The organism is Conchiformibius steedae (assembly GCF_014054725.1).
Classification (GTDB): domain Bacteria; phylum Pseudomonadota; class Gammaproteobacteria; order Burkholderiales; family Neisseriaceae; genus Conchiformibius; species Conchiformibius steedae.
The window spans coordinates 696913-712676 of record NZ_CP059563.1 but is presented as its reverse complement, the minus strand read 5'-3'; the positions used below and the strand labels follow the sequence as shown (position 1 = coordinate 712676).

Sequence of the window (15764 nt, the reverse complement as noted above, 5' to 3'; positions counted from 1 at the left end):
ATCAATTAAAGCAGCGCAAACACCCCGCCCCACGCAAGGGCAAGGCATTCACACTGCCATACCGTTTAATGTTGTGCAATAGACCAGTTTTTCACTTGGAAATTATCCATCGGGTCTTTAGCCGAATAACCAATCACATACGGTTTAACCAAACGCGGCGACACATAGTGATACACAAAAATCGTTGCCGCATCTTTATCCAACACCGCTTCTGCCTGTTTGTACAGTTCGCCGCGTTGTTCGGGCGTTACATCGCTGCCCAAAGTTTTGGCAATCAAACCATCAAATTCCGCGCTGCTGTATTTACCGTAATTGCTGGAACTGGTGGATTTAAACGTATTCAAGAAAGTAGAAGCCTCGTTGTAATCCGCACACCAGCCGCCGCGCGCCATTTGATGATTTTGTTTGCGGCGCGTATCCAAATAGGTTTTCCATTCCTGATTGTTCAAGGTAACGTCCACAAAGCCCAAAGCTTCTTTCCACAGCTGCGCCGCTGCCACCGCATTGGTTTTGTGGTTTTCGCTGGTGTTATACAACAGCTCAAATTTCAAAGGATTGGACTCGCTGTAACCTGCTTCGGCAAGCAGTTTTTTCGCTTCTTCTACACGCTTGGCTTTGTCCCACGATTTCCATTCGGGGGTAAAGTTGTTCATGCCCTGCGTGGCAGTGGGGGTAAACTGATAAGCAGGTGTTTCGCCACGACCCACCACTTTTTCAGCAAACAAATCACGGTCAAAAGTCAATGCCAACGCCTTGCGTACTTTGGCATTGTCAAACGGTGCTTTGGTGTGGTTAAACTCGTAATAATAGGTACACAAAAACGGCGAAACTTTCAACTGGTCGCCCATTTCGGCTTTAATTTGCTTAAACTGCTGATTAGGCACATCATTATAAGTAACATCTACTTCGCCTGCTTTAAAGCGGTCCATATCGGTGGTGGCTTGGGTAATCGCCAAGAACGTTACGCGGTTGATTTTGGTGTTGGCATCATCGTAATACTGCGGATTGCGTTCCAAAACAATGCGGTCGTTTACCGTCCATGATTTAGGCAGATACGCGCCGTTGCCGACAAAGTTTTCAGGCTGTGTCCATTTGTCGCCGTGTTTTTCTACGGTGGCTTTATGCACGGGCTTCACAGATGAGTGAATCAACGTATCAGGGAAGAAAGGCGCAGGCTCTTTTAAGGTAATTTCAAGGGTTTTGGCATCAATGGCTTTTACACCCAAGGTGTCGGGCTTGGCTTTACCGTCCATCACTTCTTGCGCATTCACCACGCCCACATCTGCCAAATAGCTGGAATATGGCGAAGCGGTGGCGGGGTCGGTCAAACGGCGCATGGAATAGACAAAATCTTCGGCGGTAACGGGGTCGCCATTGCTCCATTTGGCATCGCGCAGGTGAAAGGTCCACACTTTATTGTCGGCACTTTCCCATTTTTCGGCGATACCCGGAATGGTTTTGCCATCATTATCGGTGGTGGTCAAACCCACCAACATTTGGCGCAACAGATTGGATTCAGGTACGCCACCAATTTTATGCGGGTCAAGCGATTCGGGTTCTGCGCCATTGTTAATGGTAATTTCTTGTTTGTCAGCAGGATTGCTGGTAGCGGCGTTGCCGGAAGCAGCAGGGGTTTGCGTGTTTTGATTACCGCCGCCGCAGGCAGCCAAGCCCAATACGGTTGCCAACAGCAAAAAAGCAGGGGTAGGTTTGATGTGCATGGTAAAATCCTTTTTAAGGTTTAACAGAAAAAGACAGCATAATCTTTAAGAAATTTAACGATTGTGTCAAGCTGCTTTACAAAAAAAGGGCAAACGGAAGATGTCCGTCTGCCCTATTGCTGCTTAATGATGGTGGTGATGCCCTTGTGTTTTGTTTTTTTCCAAAGGACGTACGGTTACGGTAACGGTTTGGCTGCGCCCTGTATCAAACTTCAGCTTCACAGGGAAACTTTTTCCCACTTCCAGCGTGTGTTTCAAATCAAAAAACATCAGGTGCAAGCCACCCGGTTCCAGCACCACCGTGCCTTGCGCAGGAATGCGGATGCCTTTGATTTGGCGCATTTTCATTACGCCATTTTCATGGATATGGGTGTGCAGCTCGGTACGCGCCGCAATCGGGGTTTCGGCAGACAGCAAAGTTTGGGCGCGTGTACTGGGATTATGCAGGCGCAAAAACGCTCCACCCTGACTCTGTCCTGCCACCGTAGGACGCGCATAAGCATCGCTTACGCGCACATCTTGCGTGTTGGCTTTGGCTGGGGAAACAGCATACGCAGGCGCAGCACACAGCAGCAACGCGCACAATACGGGTTTGAACATATCGGTCTTTCCTTTCTTGTGTAGCAACTAAAAACGGCGATTGTATTACAAACCCAAGCGCGACACATCGCCCTTGCCTGCGCGTATCAGTTCAATGCCATCTGTCATGTCCACCACGGTGGTGGGGTCTGTGCCACACCAGCCGCCATCTATCACCAAATCCACGCTGTGTTCCAAACGGTCGCGGATTTCGTAAGGGTCGGTTGGCGGTTCGTCATCTTCGGGCAACATCAGCGTACACGACAACATGGGCGCACCCAATTCACGCAACAGTGCCAATGCCACCGCATTATCAGGCACACGCAAACCAATGGTTTTGCGTTTGGGGTGCAAGGTGCGGTTGGGGACTTCTTTGGTTGCAGGCAAAATAAAGGTATAACTACCGGGGGTAAGCGCTTTCAACAAGCGGAACGCCACATTATCCACCTTGGCATACGTTCCCAACTCCGCCAAATCAGCGCACATTAAAGTCAAATGGTGTTTTTGGTCTATACCGCGAATGCGTAAAATCCGTTCCATCGCGTCTTTATTTCCCAATTCGCAGCCCAAGGCATAACACGAATCAGTGGGATACACCACCACGCCGCCATTGTGAATCATATTCACCGCTTGTTTAATCAAACGTTCTTGCGGATTATCGGGATGAATGGCGAAAAATTGTGCCATAATCGGTTTCCTGTGCAAAAAACCGTATCATACCGAACAATCCCCCACACAACACACCCTAAATCAGCAAAGGAATCCCCATGAACGCCAAATTCATTACTTTAGACGGCATTGACGGCGCAGGAAAAACCACCCAATTAGACGTTATCCGCCAATGGTTTGAACGCCAAAAACTGCCCGTGCGTTTTACCCGTGAACCGGGTGGCACGCCCCTAGGCGAAAACCTGCGCCAACTGCTGCTTGACCCTAATACCCACGCCCATATCCGCACTGAAACCCTATTGATGTTCGCCGCCCGCCAACAGCATTTGCAAGACGTGATTCTGCCCACGCTGGCAACAGGCACACATATTGTCTGCGACCGTTTTACCGATGCCACATTTGCCTACCAAGGCGGCGGACGCGGCGTGCCTGCTGACGACATCGCCCTATTAGAACAATGGGTACAAGGCAATTTCCGTCCCGATTTAACCATTCTGCTGGATATTCCGATAGACCTGTCCCAACAACGCCTTGAACAAAGCCGCGACAAAGACCGTTTTGAGCGCGAATCCCCCCAATTTTTCCATGCCGTGCGCCAAAGCTATCTGCAACGCGCCGCCGCTGCCCCCGAACGCTACGCCATTATCGACAGCAGCCGCGACAAAGCCCTTGTCCGCAACGAGATAGAAGCCGTGTTGGATAAACTGTTTGCCGCTTAAACCATAAAAAAACGGACGGAAAAAATTTTCCGTCCGTTAATTTTATTCAATTGATTACTTTACCACTTCCACAGGACCATGGTCATCACAATGGTCGCCGTGCTGGTGGTGCAAACGACCGTTTACGATGTAATCCACATGGTCGCCGTGCGGTATGGCTTCGTGTCCGCAGCCTTCGCCGTGAACATGTCCCGCACAATCATGCACAGGATGGCAACCATCGGGATTGGTGTCGTTTACATCCAAACGGTGTTCATCGTAATGACCGTTGTGTGCGTGGTGTAAATGACCGTCGTGCAGATAATCCACATGGTCGCCGTGGCGGATGGCGGTGTGTCCGCAGCCTTCGCCGTGAACGTGCTCGTGGTTTTGATGGGTGTCGCAATGGCTCATGATGCTGCTCCTAAAGTGTGTTTAATCAAGAAACGTCATCTTAACCACACCAATCAGTCATGTCAATAACTTTTTGATTTAATTGATTTTTTGTTTTGTTATAGCCTAACGGGTTAGGGTATAACTTCACTCTGCAAACTAAATCCTGCCACCAATTCCCTTAAATTTCTCCACAAACGCCGAAATTTTTTGAAACACCTTTTGTTTTAAACCCAAATACTGCGGATTGAGCGGACTGATTTTCGGCAAAATATCATGTAACTGCGTACCGTTTTCGCTGGCGTATTCGCGCTTGAGCGACACGGTCAGATAACGTTTTGCCGCTTCGGTATTCAGTTTTTCATCGTTAATCAACGCTTCCGCTTCCTTGCGTTGTTCGCCTTGAGCAAAAACATAAAAATTATCAATCAAGGTCGCTTTATCTTCAAGCGCATCCAAATCGGTTTGCCCGATAAAATCCATAATCAGGCTTTCTTTAGCGCGGTTGCTGATGCTGGCACGAACGGTGCGGCGGATTTCTTCGGCAAGCGCGGTTTTATTCTGATGCTTTTTGTTGTAATCAAAAATCAGCTCCAAAATAAAATCCAAATTGATTTCCTGTGATTTTAAAAGCTCCACTTCAAAAACCACATCACTCCAATCAATCCCGCTTTTTTCCCGTGATTGGCTGTCTTGCTGCTGGCGCAGCCAATCGCGGATATCGTTATAAGTAGAACGGCTGTCTTGTAAAGTACGCTCCGATAAAACAGGCGTGGTTTGAACCCTTGCCATTTCCTCATCAGTTAAATGGTGCTGTTCCTGAAACTGCTTAACTGCTTGGGCATCGCTGCCGTCAATTGCCTGATAGGCTTGTAATACAGTAAATTCATCATAGTTTTTTAAGATATTTTCCGCCCGCAAATATTCGCCAAACAGTTTCACAAACGCTTTTTTATCGGCATCGGTCGTAATGGCATCAGGCTGGGGAAATTGTTCCTGCAATTCGCGCACAATTTCAATATACCCGCGTTTATTATCCTCCTGCGAGCCGTGCAACTGCTCCGAATAGCTGGTTTGCAAAATTTGCTGCCGTGTACTGGCTTTGCCAAACAGGGTAATGGCGTCAATGGTTGCCTGCTCCAAATCGCGGAAAGTAACGATATTGCCAAACGCTTTGGTCGCATCATAAATGCGGTTGGTGCGCGAAAACGCCTGTATCAAACCGTGATAGCGCAAATTTTTATCCACAAACAGCGTATTTAAGGCAGGCGCATCAAATCCCGTTAAAAACATCCCCACCACAATCAGCAAATCCACTTCCTGATTTTTTACCCGTAGGCTTAAATCGCGGTAGTAATTTTGAAATTCCTTGCTGTCTACACTGTAATTGGTACTGAAATAACGGTTATAGTCGCCGATAGCTGCCTGTAAAAACTCTTTGGCACTGCTGTTTAAAGCCGTGGTTTCAAAGCCTTCATCGGTAATATCGCCAACGGCATCTTGTGTTTCATTGGCGGCAAACGAAAAAATCGTTGCCACTTTCAGCGGCTTGTCTGCGCCCTGCTGCAACTGTTTAAACGCTTCATAATACGCTTTGGCAGCATCCACGCTGCTGACGGCAAACATGGCATTAAAGCCCTTGCCCGTTGCGCTGGTGCGGTGGGTTTTGTATTTAAAATTATCCAAAATATAACGGCTGATTTCGCGGATACGTTCGGGGTGTAAAAACGCCTGCTTGGTTTCGTGGGCAGACAGTTTTTCCAAATCCTTTTCGGTTTCAAAAGATTTGAACTGCGGACGCACATCGTTATAATCCACCTTAAACTTCAATACCTTTTCATCACGAATCGCATCGGTAATCACATAAGTGTGCAATTCGCGTCCGAACACGCTTTGCGTGGTTTCTGCACCCAACGCATTTTCAGGAAAAATCGGCGTACCCGTAAACCCAAACTGATAATACTTTTTAAATTTCCGTTTTAGGTTTTTTTGCGCTTCTCCAAACTGGCTGCGGTGGCATTCGTCAAAAATAAACACTACCTGCCGTTGATAAACCGCCAGTTTGTCTTCTGATTTCATCAGATTATTCAGCTTCTGAATGGTGGTAACGATAATCCGATTATCGTCTTGTTCAATATTGCGTTTTAAACCTGCGGTACTGTCCGAACCGTTTACGCTGTCGGGGCTGAAACGCTGATATTCCTTCATGGTTTGATAATCCAAGTCTTTTCTGTCCACCACAAAAAAGACCTTATCAATAAAGGGCAATTGCGTTGCCAACTGCGCTGCCTTAAAGCTGGTCAGCGTTTTGCCCGAACCTGTGGTATGCCAGATATAACCGCCGCTTTCGCTGTTGCTCCAATTTTGCGCCTGATACGAACTGTTTATTTTTCGCAAAATACGCTCCGTAGCAGCGATTTGATACGGGCGCATAATCAGCAGCGTATTACTGACATCAAACACACAATAATGAGCCAACACATTCAGCAAGGTATTTTTATCAAAAAACGTTGCCGTAAAATCCTTTAAATCTTTAATAACCGTATTGTCTGACCTTGCCCACTGCATTGTAAAATCAAAGCTGTTTTTATTTCTTTGCGTGGTATTGGCAAAATAGCGGGTATCCGTACCGTTGCTAATCACAAAAATTTGCAGATACTTAAATAAAGAATATTCGCTGTTAAAACTTTCTTTGCTGTAGCGGTGGATTTGGTTAAACGCTTCCCGAATTGCCACACCGCGCCGCTTCAACTCAATTTGCACCAAAGGCAAACCGTTTACCAACACCGTTACATCATAGCGGTTGGCATGTTTGCCGGTTTGTTCAAACTGATTGATTATTTGTAATTTATTATTGGCAAGACGGGTTTTGTCCAGCAGGGCGATATTTTGAATGCGCCCGCTGTCAAACACAAAATCACAAATGTAATCATGATGAATTTTGCGGGTTTTATCAATCAGCGTATCGCTTGGTTTATTTAGGTATTCATCTAAAAAACGCTGCCACTCCCCATCAGAAAACGCCACTTTATTTAAAGCTTGAATTTGCTCGCGCAGATTATCCAACAGCTTGGCTTGGGTATTTAAATCGCGGCGGTATTCATAGCCTTGGTTTTGCAAATCGGCAATCAGCTCATGCTCCAAATCGTTTTCGCTTTGATAGCTGCCTGATTGCTCAATTTTTTCGTATTTATCCAAAACAATAAATTGATTGGTTTCGGCGACGGGGGTGGTTTCCAACATGGTTCATCCTGTCTAATGGGAAAATAAATTAAACTAACCAGTAGGTTGGGTTGAAGCGCAGTGTAAACCCAACAAAACACGTTGGGTTACGGCTTCGCCTCAACCCAACCTACCTGCTATGATTTGGGAAAACTTAACAACTGCTCGCGGTAATATTCGTATTGCTTGCGGCGCAGCGCGATTTCACGCGGCAAACCTTCACTGATGGATTGGGTAAGGGTGTCAAATTTATCCAAAATGGCAACGATTTTGGCTTGATGAGCAAGCGGTGGGACAGGGATTTGAAACTCTTTTAATTTACTATCCGAAATAGCGGGATAAGCAGAACCACTTTGATTCTCTTCCAAATATTCTTTAAATAATATATGGGATAAATTAAAATAAATCCATTTGGGCAAAACTTGCATTTTATTTGCCCTTAAAATGCAATAACCTGTACTTGCTATTTGACCATCAAATTCTTGAGGGATAATAGCTACACGCATTTGCGTTGGTCGTGTTGTTGCAAAGATAATATCATCAGTTGCAACAAGTTTTTGAGCTCGGCTCGGCGCATTATCTACATCAATATCCGTAGTTTTCGTGATTGAATTATTTTTTAAATCTACGGAAGTTAAATCAATATACTTAAATATACCATCTTGGCTTTTCCATTTAATATTTTTTGTCGGAAATGTTATATCATTCAAACTTTTCCATTCAAACCCAACTTTTGCCAATTCATTTTCAGATAGCAATTTATCACGATAGTAGTGATATTGTTTGTTACGCAGGGTAAGTTCAGCTTCCAGCGTAGCTTCCAGCGTAGCTTCCAGCTCTGTCATTTTGTCAAGTATTTTTACAATTTCTTTTTGTACGGATAAGGGTGGGATTGGGATTTCTAAAGTCTTTAGCTCACTGGCATTTAAGGCTGGAATCCCCGTAAAAGTACATAAACCATGTATTTCACTTTGTGAATAAAGTAAAGTGTGATACAGAAACCTTACATTTACCTCAGCTTGATTCTTAATGGTCACCGAATAGTTAAGATTTCCACGGAAATATTTACCATCTTGCCAAGTAACAGAACCCACACCAGCTCCACGAGTTGTAATGCCAATAGGGTCATTTTCAGTATTCCACTCATTGATATAGCCTAACGGCTCACGACCACTATTGATAACAGGATAATCTCCAACATTATCAGAAATTTTCTGCTTGCTAATTGCCTGCCCTGTTTTAATGATGGCAATTTCCCCAAGCGCTTTCCATTCCACTGTCTGCCCATCCAGCAGTTTTTCTAAATAATTTATCATGCGCTAATCTCCGCAATCACGGCATCAATTTCGTTGCGTAATTGTGCAATACGGGCAACGGTTTGGCTAATGTCTTGGTTAAGTTGTTCAATATCAATGATTTCGCGAGTGTCTTCCGCTTCTACATAGGAACTGACGGCAAGATTGTAATCATTGGCTTTAATGTCGTTGTGCGCCACCGATTTGGCAATATGGGCAATGTCTTGCTTGTCGGCAAAGCAGTTTACGATTTGTTCAATATGTTCTTCGGTTAAAACATTGTTGTTGGTTTCTTTTTTAAACCATTTGCTGGCATCAATAAATTGAATGCGGTTATCACTTTTGTGTTTGGACAATACCAAAATATTCACGGCAATGCTGGTGCCGTAAAACAGATTGGGGGCAAGGGCAATCACGGTTTCAATGTAGTTGTTGTCCACCAGATATTGACGGATTTTCTGCTCTGCGCCGCCACGGTAGAAAATACCGGGGAAGGTAACAATGGCTGCGCGTCCTTTTGACGATAGGTAGTTAAGCGCGTGCAAAATAAAGGCAAAATCGGCTTTGGATTTGGGCGCAAGCACGCCTGCGGGGGCAAAGCGTTCATCGTTGATTAGGGTGGGGTCGTCCGAACCTACCCATTTAACGGAATAAGGGGGATTGGAAACGATGGCATCAAACGGTTTGTCGTTTTTAAGCTGGGGTTTGAGCAGGGTGTCGCCCAGTTGAATATTGAATTTGTCGTAGTTGATGTTGTGCAAAAACATATTCATGCGGGCAAGGTTGTAGGTGGTGTGGTTAATTTCTTGCCCGAAAAAACCTTCTTCAATAATGTGTTGGTCAAATTGCTTTTGGGCTTGTAGCAGCAGGCTGCCTGAACCGCAAGCGGGGTCGTAGATTTTATTGACACTGCTTTGTCCGTGTAGGGCCAGTTTGGCAATCAGTTTGGATACGTTTTGCGGGGTAAAAAATTCTCCGCCTGATTTGCCTGCATTGGCGGCGTAGTTGGAAATCAGAAATTCGTAGGCATCGCCAAACAGGTCAATTTGATTGTTTTCAAAGCTGCCGAAATCCAGTTCTGCTACGCCTGTTAATACGGCGGCAAGGCGTTTGTTTTTGTCGGCAACGGTATTGCCCAAGCGGCTGCTGGTAATGTCAAAATCGGCAAACAAGCCTTTGATGTCGTGTTCGGACGGGTAGCCGTTGGCAGAAGATTCAATGGCTTGAAAAATATTTGCCAAATCGGTGTTTAGGTTGTCGTTGGTGTTAGCTGTTTTAACAATGTTTTCAAATAATTGGCTGGGGTAGATAAAGTAGCCTTTGCTTTTGGTTAAGTCGTCTTTGATTTCGGGGGCGATGTTGTTGTCGGGTAATTGGGCATAACGGAAGCTGCCGTCTTCTACAAAACGGGAAAAGTTTTCGCTGATAAAGCGGTAAAACAATGCGCCCAAAACGTATTGTTTAAAATCCCAGCCGTCTACTGCGCCGCGCACGTCGTTGGCAATCTGCCAAATGCGGCGGTGAAGTTCGGCTTTTTGCTGTTGGCTCGTCATGATAAGTAACTCTAAAAATAAATTTTATTAATCATTAGGGGAAAAGTTAAATAAACACTTTCCCCTGTTGGTGAATCTACAGTTGATAAAAATAAAGACAAAACAAAACGACAACGCCCAAATGTATAGCCTTTATTGGCTCAACACATCCACACCTTTGGGCGGAACAAATTTAAACGTGCCTTTAGACAAATTGGGCTTGGTATTGATGCCATGAAAACGGATGGAGGTTTGGTTGCCGAAACCGTCTTTCAATTCCATCGCCGCCAGTTGTCCGCCTTTAAAACCAATGCGGATAAACTGATAGCCCGCATTGTTTTTCTTCGGCGTGGCAAGCACATAATCGATTCCGCCTGCACTGCCGTCTTCTTTCAGCGAATAGCTGCTTTCCAAAGCAGATTTATTGGACAAAATCGCCGCAGGACTGTCGCCGATGGTTTGGTCTTGGTCAGATTTGGTTACCTGTTTCAAATCTTGGTCGTACAACCAAATGGTTTTGCCATCACCCACAATGGTTTGACGGTAGGGTTTGGTGTAATCCCATTTGAACAAACCAGGGCGCAGAATTTGAAACGAACCTGAACTGCTTTGGTTTTTCTTTTTGGATTTAACGGTTTGGCTAAAACCGCCACTCAAGCCATCGGTATCGCTATTAAAGCGTTTCAAATCGTCAATCGCGCCCGCGTGTGCAGCCGCAGCACACAAAGACACAGCACACGCTGCCAGCCAAGCACTTGCTTTACGGTAAGTTTTCATCATTTTACTCCTAACGTGGTTGATAAACATGTTACACCGTAACATATTTGCCACGCCGCTGAAAAGACCACAGCGCCCATGTAAAGGTTTATTAAATCACAAGTTTTTTATTTCAAAGAAAAACCGTGCAAAAACTTAACCGAACTTTAATTCGTGTGTGTGTCAGTCTGTGACACTTGTGTCACGTCTTCATCGGCTTCTTCCGCCACACGCTCCAAGCTAACCAAGGTTTCGCCTTCGTCCAAATTCATCAGTTTCACGCCAGCAGCAGCACGTCCTGTTTCGCGGATTTGTTCCACTTTGGTGCGGATTAACACGCCACCCGATGTAATCAGCATCACATCATCACTTTCGCACACCAGCGTGGCAGCGACCAATTCGCCGTTGCGCTCGCCCGTATCAATGGCGATGACGCCCTGCCCGCCTTTGCCTTTGCGGCTGTAATCGGCAAACGGCGTGCGCTTGCCGTAGCCGTTGGCGGTGGCGGTTAAAACCTGCTGTGGCGTATCGGGTGCAGACACCAGCAAACTCACAATACGCCCATTTTCAGGCAAACGCATACCACGCAAACCGCCGCTGCCGCGTCCGCTCGGGCGCACGCCGTTGGCTTTCGGGGTATCGGCACTTTCTTCTTCAGTTTCAGACAAATTAGCGGAATCTTCATTTTCCACTTCATCATCGCTACCCGATTTTTCCCAATATTCGTTAAAGCGTATCGCCTTGCCCAAATTGGAAAACAGCATAATATCGTCCTGCCCCGACGTTTTCGCCACGCCCACCAAGCTGTCGCCGTCTTTCAGGGCAATGGCCTTGATTCCGTCACGGCGCACGTTTTTAAAGGCGGACAACTGCACTTTTTTCACCATGCCCTGCGCGGTAGCAAAGAACACATATTCGTCTTCGGGGAAATCGCGCACCGCCAAAATCGCGCTTACTTTTTCGCCCTCGTCCAAGTGAATCACATTATTAATCGGACGACCGCGCGACTGCCGTCCGCCTTCGGGCAGACGATAGACCTTAATCCAATGGCAACGCCCGAAATTGGTAAAGCACATCAGGTAATCATGGGTATTGGCGACAAATAAAGTTTCAATAAAATCTTCGTCTTTGGTGGCAGCAGCCTGTTTGCCGCGACCACCGCGCCGTTGTGCCTGATAATCGCTGGTGGGCTGGGTTTTGATGTAGCCGCCGTGGGTCAGCGTCACCACCATATCACGCGGCGGAATCAGGTCTTCATCGGCAATATCGCCGCCGCCAAAAGGATTGATTTCGCTGCGGCGTTCATCGCCAAACTGGGTTTTAACTGCTTCCAGCTCTTCGCCCATCATCTCACGGATGCGTTCAGGTTTCGCCAAAATATCCAGCAAGTCAATAATTTGTGCCATAATATTTTTGTATTCGCGCACAATTTCGTCTTGGTCCAAACCCGTCAGATTACGCAGGCTCATCCGCAAAATGGCGCGCGCCTGCTCTTCGCTCAAACGGTAACCGTCTGTCTGCAAACCGCAATGTTCGGGCAAGTCATCAGGACGTGCCATACTCAAATCCACACCGCTGCGCGACAGCATCGTGCTGACCAATTCAGACGACCACGCCCGCGCCAACAATGCTTCACGCGCAGCATCGGCATCGGCAGAGGCTTTAATCAGCGCAATCATTTCATCAATATTGGACAGGGCAACAGCTTTACCCTCGGCGATATGCCCTTCGGCACGCGCTTTTTTCAGGCGGAACAGGGTACGGCGGGTCAGCACTTCGCGGCGATGGCGCAGAAATTCGCTTAAAATCTGTTTTAAATTCAACAGGCGCGGCTGTCCGTCCACCAGCGCTACCATATTGATGCCAAAACTGTCTTGCAGCTGGGTCAGCTTATACAGTTGATTTAATACGACTTCGCTGTTTTCATTGCGCTTCAGCTCAATCACAATACGCATACCCGATTTATCGGATTCGTCGCGCAATTCGGCAATGCCTTCTACGACTTTTTCGCGCACCAATTCGCCGATTTTTTCCACCAGCTTGGCTTTATTTACCTGATAGGGGATTTCGTCCACGATAATGGCTTCGCGCTCGCCGTTTTTGCCAATTGGTTCAATATGGGTTTTGGCGCGCATCACCACACGCCCGCGCCCGCTGCGATAACCTGCATGTACGCCGCTTAAGCCGTAAATGGTTGCGCCTGTAGGAAAATCGGGGGCTTTGATGATGTCAATCAGGGTTTGAATATCGGTTTCGGGGTCGTCCAGCAGTTTTAAGCAGGCATCAACGGTATCATTCAGATTATGCGGGGGAATATTGGTTGCCATGCCCACGGCAATGCCTGCCGAACCGTTAATCAACAAGCTGGGAATACGCGCAGGCAGAATATGCGGTTCTTGTTCGGAACCGTCATAATTATCCACAAAATCCACCGTGTCTTCGCCAATATCGGCTAACATTTCGTGGGCGATTTTTGCCATACGGATTTCGGTGTAACGCATCGCCGCCGCGCCGTCGCCATCTACCGAGCCAAAGTTACCCTGCCCGTCCACCAGCATATAGCGCAGCGAAAAATCCTGCGCCATGCGCACAATGGTATCGTACACAGCGGTATCGCCGTGGGGGTGGTATTTACCAATCACATCGCCGACCACACGCGCGGATTTTTTATAGGCGCTGTTCCAGTTGTTTTTCAGTTCGTGCATGGCATACAACACACGCCGATGCACAGGTTTTAAACCGTCGCGCACATCGGGCAGCGCACGTCCGACAATCACGCTCATGGCATAGTCCAAATAGGACTGGCGCATTTCGTCTTCAAGGCTGACGGCAATGGTTTCTTTAGCGAATTGATGGTCGTGTACGCTGCTCATGGCAAATTCCGAAACAGTTTAAAAAAACGGGGTATTTTACCACGATTCCCCCCATCGGCGGCGCAACAAAATACCGCACAAACGGGATAATTACCCATTTGTGCGGCGGAAACCGTCAAAGCCGTTCACTCACGATTGCGCCCGTGCCAAAAATAACGCCACACAAACGCGGGAAACGCACACACGGCATACAAGCACAACACCACCGCATAAAATTCCCAATCCTGCGGATGTACCGTTCCCGCCCGTGCTTCCAGCAGTCGCGCCAACAATCCACACACCACAAATCCCAACAGCCATTCGCCCAAATGCACGAGAAAACGCTTTTTGCCCCCACGCACAGGAAACACACCCAATAAACGTTGGGTAACAAAAGGAAAATTGGCAAAGAACACAGCCAGTGCCAATAAAGTGTACATTGAGGCAGTCATTGGGCATCTCCAAGTGAATCGGGCATTTTAACAAAGAAAACAGACTGCCCGAAAGCCTGTTCGGACAGTCTGTTTGAATCAGACAGATTAAAGGATTTAACTAGCTACCCAAAGTCAAACCTGCGTTTGCCACCGCCACGCGAATCCAGCCCATCAGCTGTTCAGGCATCACGCCCCACAGCAACAACAACAAGGCATTGGCAGACAACAGCAGCTTGGCAGTAGAATCGCCTTGCACGGGTGCGTCATCGGTTTTATCATCAAAATACATGATTTTCACCACGCGCAGATAGTAGAACGCACCCACCAGCGACATTACCACAGCAAACACGGCAACAGGCAAGACCCAAACATAAGCATTGGTGCTGATTAAGGCTTTTAATACCGCAAATTTGGCGTAAAAACCCATCAGCGGTGGGATACCTGCCATGCTGAACATTACCAGCAGCATTACAAAAGCATACCACGCATTGCGCTGGTTCAAGCCTGCCAAATCGCTTAAATTTTCGCATTCGCGTCCATCACGGCTCAACAGCATCAATACGCCGAAGCCCGCCAATGCCATCAGTGCATAGGCAATGGCATAGTAAACCGCTGCTTCCACGCCAATCACGCTGCCGATAAACGCCAGCAAAATAAAACCCATGTGCGATACGGTAGAAAAGGCAAACATGCGTTTGATGTCGGTTTGCATAATCGCTGCCAAATTACCCACCAGCAGCGACAAAATCGCCAAAATCGCAAACATCGGCTGCCAATCGCCTTTTTGCAGCACCAGTCCGCCCACCAAAATGCGGAAGGCAAATACGGTTGCCGCAATTTTAGGCAGCGAACCCACCAAAGCAGCCACAGAAGTGGGCGCACCCTGATACACATCAGGCACCCACATGTGAAACGGCACGGCACCAAATTTAAACGCCACACCCGCCACAATAAACAGCACGCCCAATTTCAACAGCCAGCCATTTACCGAACCGGCACGCGCCAAATCCACAATCTGACTGAATTCCAGCGTACCCGTTGCGCCGTACACCATGGAAATACCGTATAACAGCAAACCCGATGCCAACGCACCCAAAACAAAATATTTCAACGCCGCTTCAGAAGCTACGACAGAATCACGGCGCAGCGCAATCAGCGCATACAATGCCAAAGACAGCAGTTCCAAGCCCAAGTACGCGCTCAAAAAGTGGTTGGCACTAATCATAATGCTCATACCACTCACGGCAAACAGCGACAGGGTGTAAAACTCGCCTTTATCAATACCGCGCATTTGGTTATACGGTCTGGCATAGATAAACAACACCGCCATACCCAAATACACGGCAATTTTAGTTAATTGCGACAAGCCGTCAGCAATATACATATTGTTGAATGCACCTACTGCACCTTGCGACTGCCACACGCCCCATTGTCCGAATGCAGCACTTAACAGCACGCCCACACTCAGCCAATGCGTGATGTAACGCTTGTCGTCGCTGGTCCACAAATCCGCCAGCAGCACCGCAAACAAACCCGTCAGCAAGACGATTTCGGGCGCGGCAACGGTTAAATTCAGGTCAGCCCAATTCCAAGTCGGATTCCAGTTATTCATC

General features: G+C 47.2%; 12 protein-coding genes. 1 reads left to right on the top strand and 11 read right to left on the bottom strand.

The features are described 5' to 3' along the window. Positions 1-65 precede the first annotated feature (65 nt). The 3 genes from H3L98_RS03940 to H3L98_RS03930 form a co-directional block, all read right to left on the bottom strand. A complete protein-coding gene (locus H3L98_RS03940) occupies positions 66-1721 on the bottom strand; it encodes an ABC transporter substrate-binding protein (RefSeq protein WP_027022555.1) in 1656 nt (551 codons plus the stop codon). Positions 1722-1844: 123 nt separating this feature from the next. Continuing rightward, positions 1845-2321 (bottom strand): copper chaperone PCu(A)C, encoded by a 477-nt coding sequence (locus tag H3L98_RS03935; protein WP_051532141.1) that lies wholly within the window; start codon positions 2319-2321, stop codon positions 1845-1847. Positions 2322-2366: 45 nt separating this feature from the next. Beyond that, positions 2367-2987 (bottom strand): L-threonylcarbamoyladenylate synthase, encoded by a 621-nt coding sequence (locus H3L98_RS03930; protein WP_027022556.1) that lies wholly within the window; start codon positions 2985-2987, stop codon positions 2367-2369. Between the two features lie 80 nt (positions 2988-3067). Between H3L98_RS03930 and tmk the strand changes: the two genes are divergently transcribed. Then, on the top strand, positions 3068-3688 hold the full coding sequence (tmk, locus tag H3L98_RS03925) for a dTMP kinase (RefSeq protein ID WP_027022557.1): 621 nt from the start codon (positions 3068-3070) through the stop codon (positions 3686-3688). A gap of 54 nt (positions 3689-3742) precedes the next feature. Here tmk and H3L98_RS03920 read toward each other — a convergent pair whose 3' ends face one another. From H3L98_RS03920 to nuoN, 8 genes are all read right to left on the bottom strand, one after another. Continuing rightward, on the bottom strand, positions 3743-4081 hold the full coding sequence (locus H3L98_RS03920) for a hypothetical protein (RefSeq protein ID WP_027022558.1): 339 nt from the start codon (positions 4079-4081) through the stop codon (positions 3743-3745). A 138-nt stretch (positions 4082-4219) separates the two neighbouring features. Continuing rightward, a complete protein-coding gene (locus H3L98_RS03915) occupies positions 4220-7303 on the bottom strand; it encodes a type I restriction endonuclease subunit R (RefSeq protein ID WP_027022559.1) in 3084 nt (1027 codons plus the stop codon). A gap of 116 nt (positions 7304-7419) precedes the next feature. Then, positions 7420-8598 carry a restriction endonuclease subunit S gene (locus H3L98_RS03910; RefSeq protein ID WP_027022560.1) on the bottom strand — a complete coding sequence of 393 codons (1179 nt, stop codon included), beginning with the start codon at positions 8596-8598 and terminating at the stop codon, positions 7420-7422. After that, positions 8595-10130, bottom strand: coding sequence for a type I restriction-modification system subunit M (locus tag H3L98_RS03905; protein ID WP_156932340.1), 1536 nt, complete (start codon positions 10128-10130; stop codon positions 8595-8597). The genes H3L98_RS03910 and H3L98_RS03905 overlap by 4 nt, the downstream gene beginning before the upstream one ends. Before the next feature lie 132 nt (positions 10131-10262). After that, positions 10263-10886, bottom strand: coding sequence for an outer membrane lipoprotein periplasmic chaperone LolA (lolA, locus tag H3L98_RS03900; RefSeq protein WP_156932345.1), 624 nt, complete (start codon positions 10884-10886; stop codon positions 10263-10265). A gap of 146 nt (positions 10887-11032) precedes the next feature. Continuing rightward, on the bottom strand, positions 11033-13738 hold the full coding sequence (gene gyrA, locus H3L98_RS03895; protein ID WP_027022563.1) for a DNA gyrase subunit A: 2706 nt from the start codon (positions 13736-13738) through the stop codon (positions 11033-11035). A 125-nt stretch (positions 13739-13863) separates the two neighbouring features. After that, positions 13864-14169, bottom strand: coding sequence for a DUF2818 family protein (locus H3L98_RS03890; RefSeq protein ID WP_027022564.1), 306 nt, complete (start codon positions 14167-14169; stop codon positions 13864-13866). 100 nt (positions 14170-14269) lie between these two features. Further along, positions 14270-15763 carry an NADH-quinone oxidoreductase subunit NuoN gene (gene nuoN / locus H3L98_RS03885; protein WP_027022565.1) on the bottom strand — a complete coding sequence of 498 codons (1494 nt, stop codon included), beginning with the start codon at positions 15761-15763 and terminating at the stop codon, positions 14270-14272. Position 15764 lies beyond the last annotated feature (1 nt).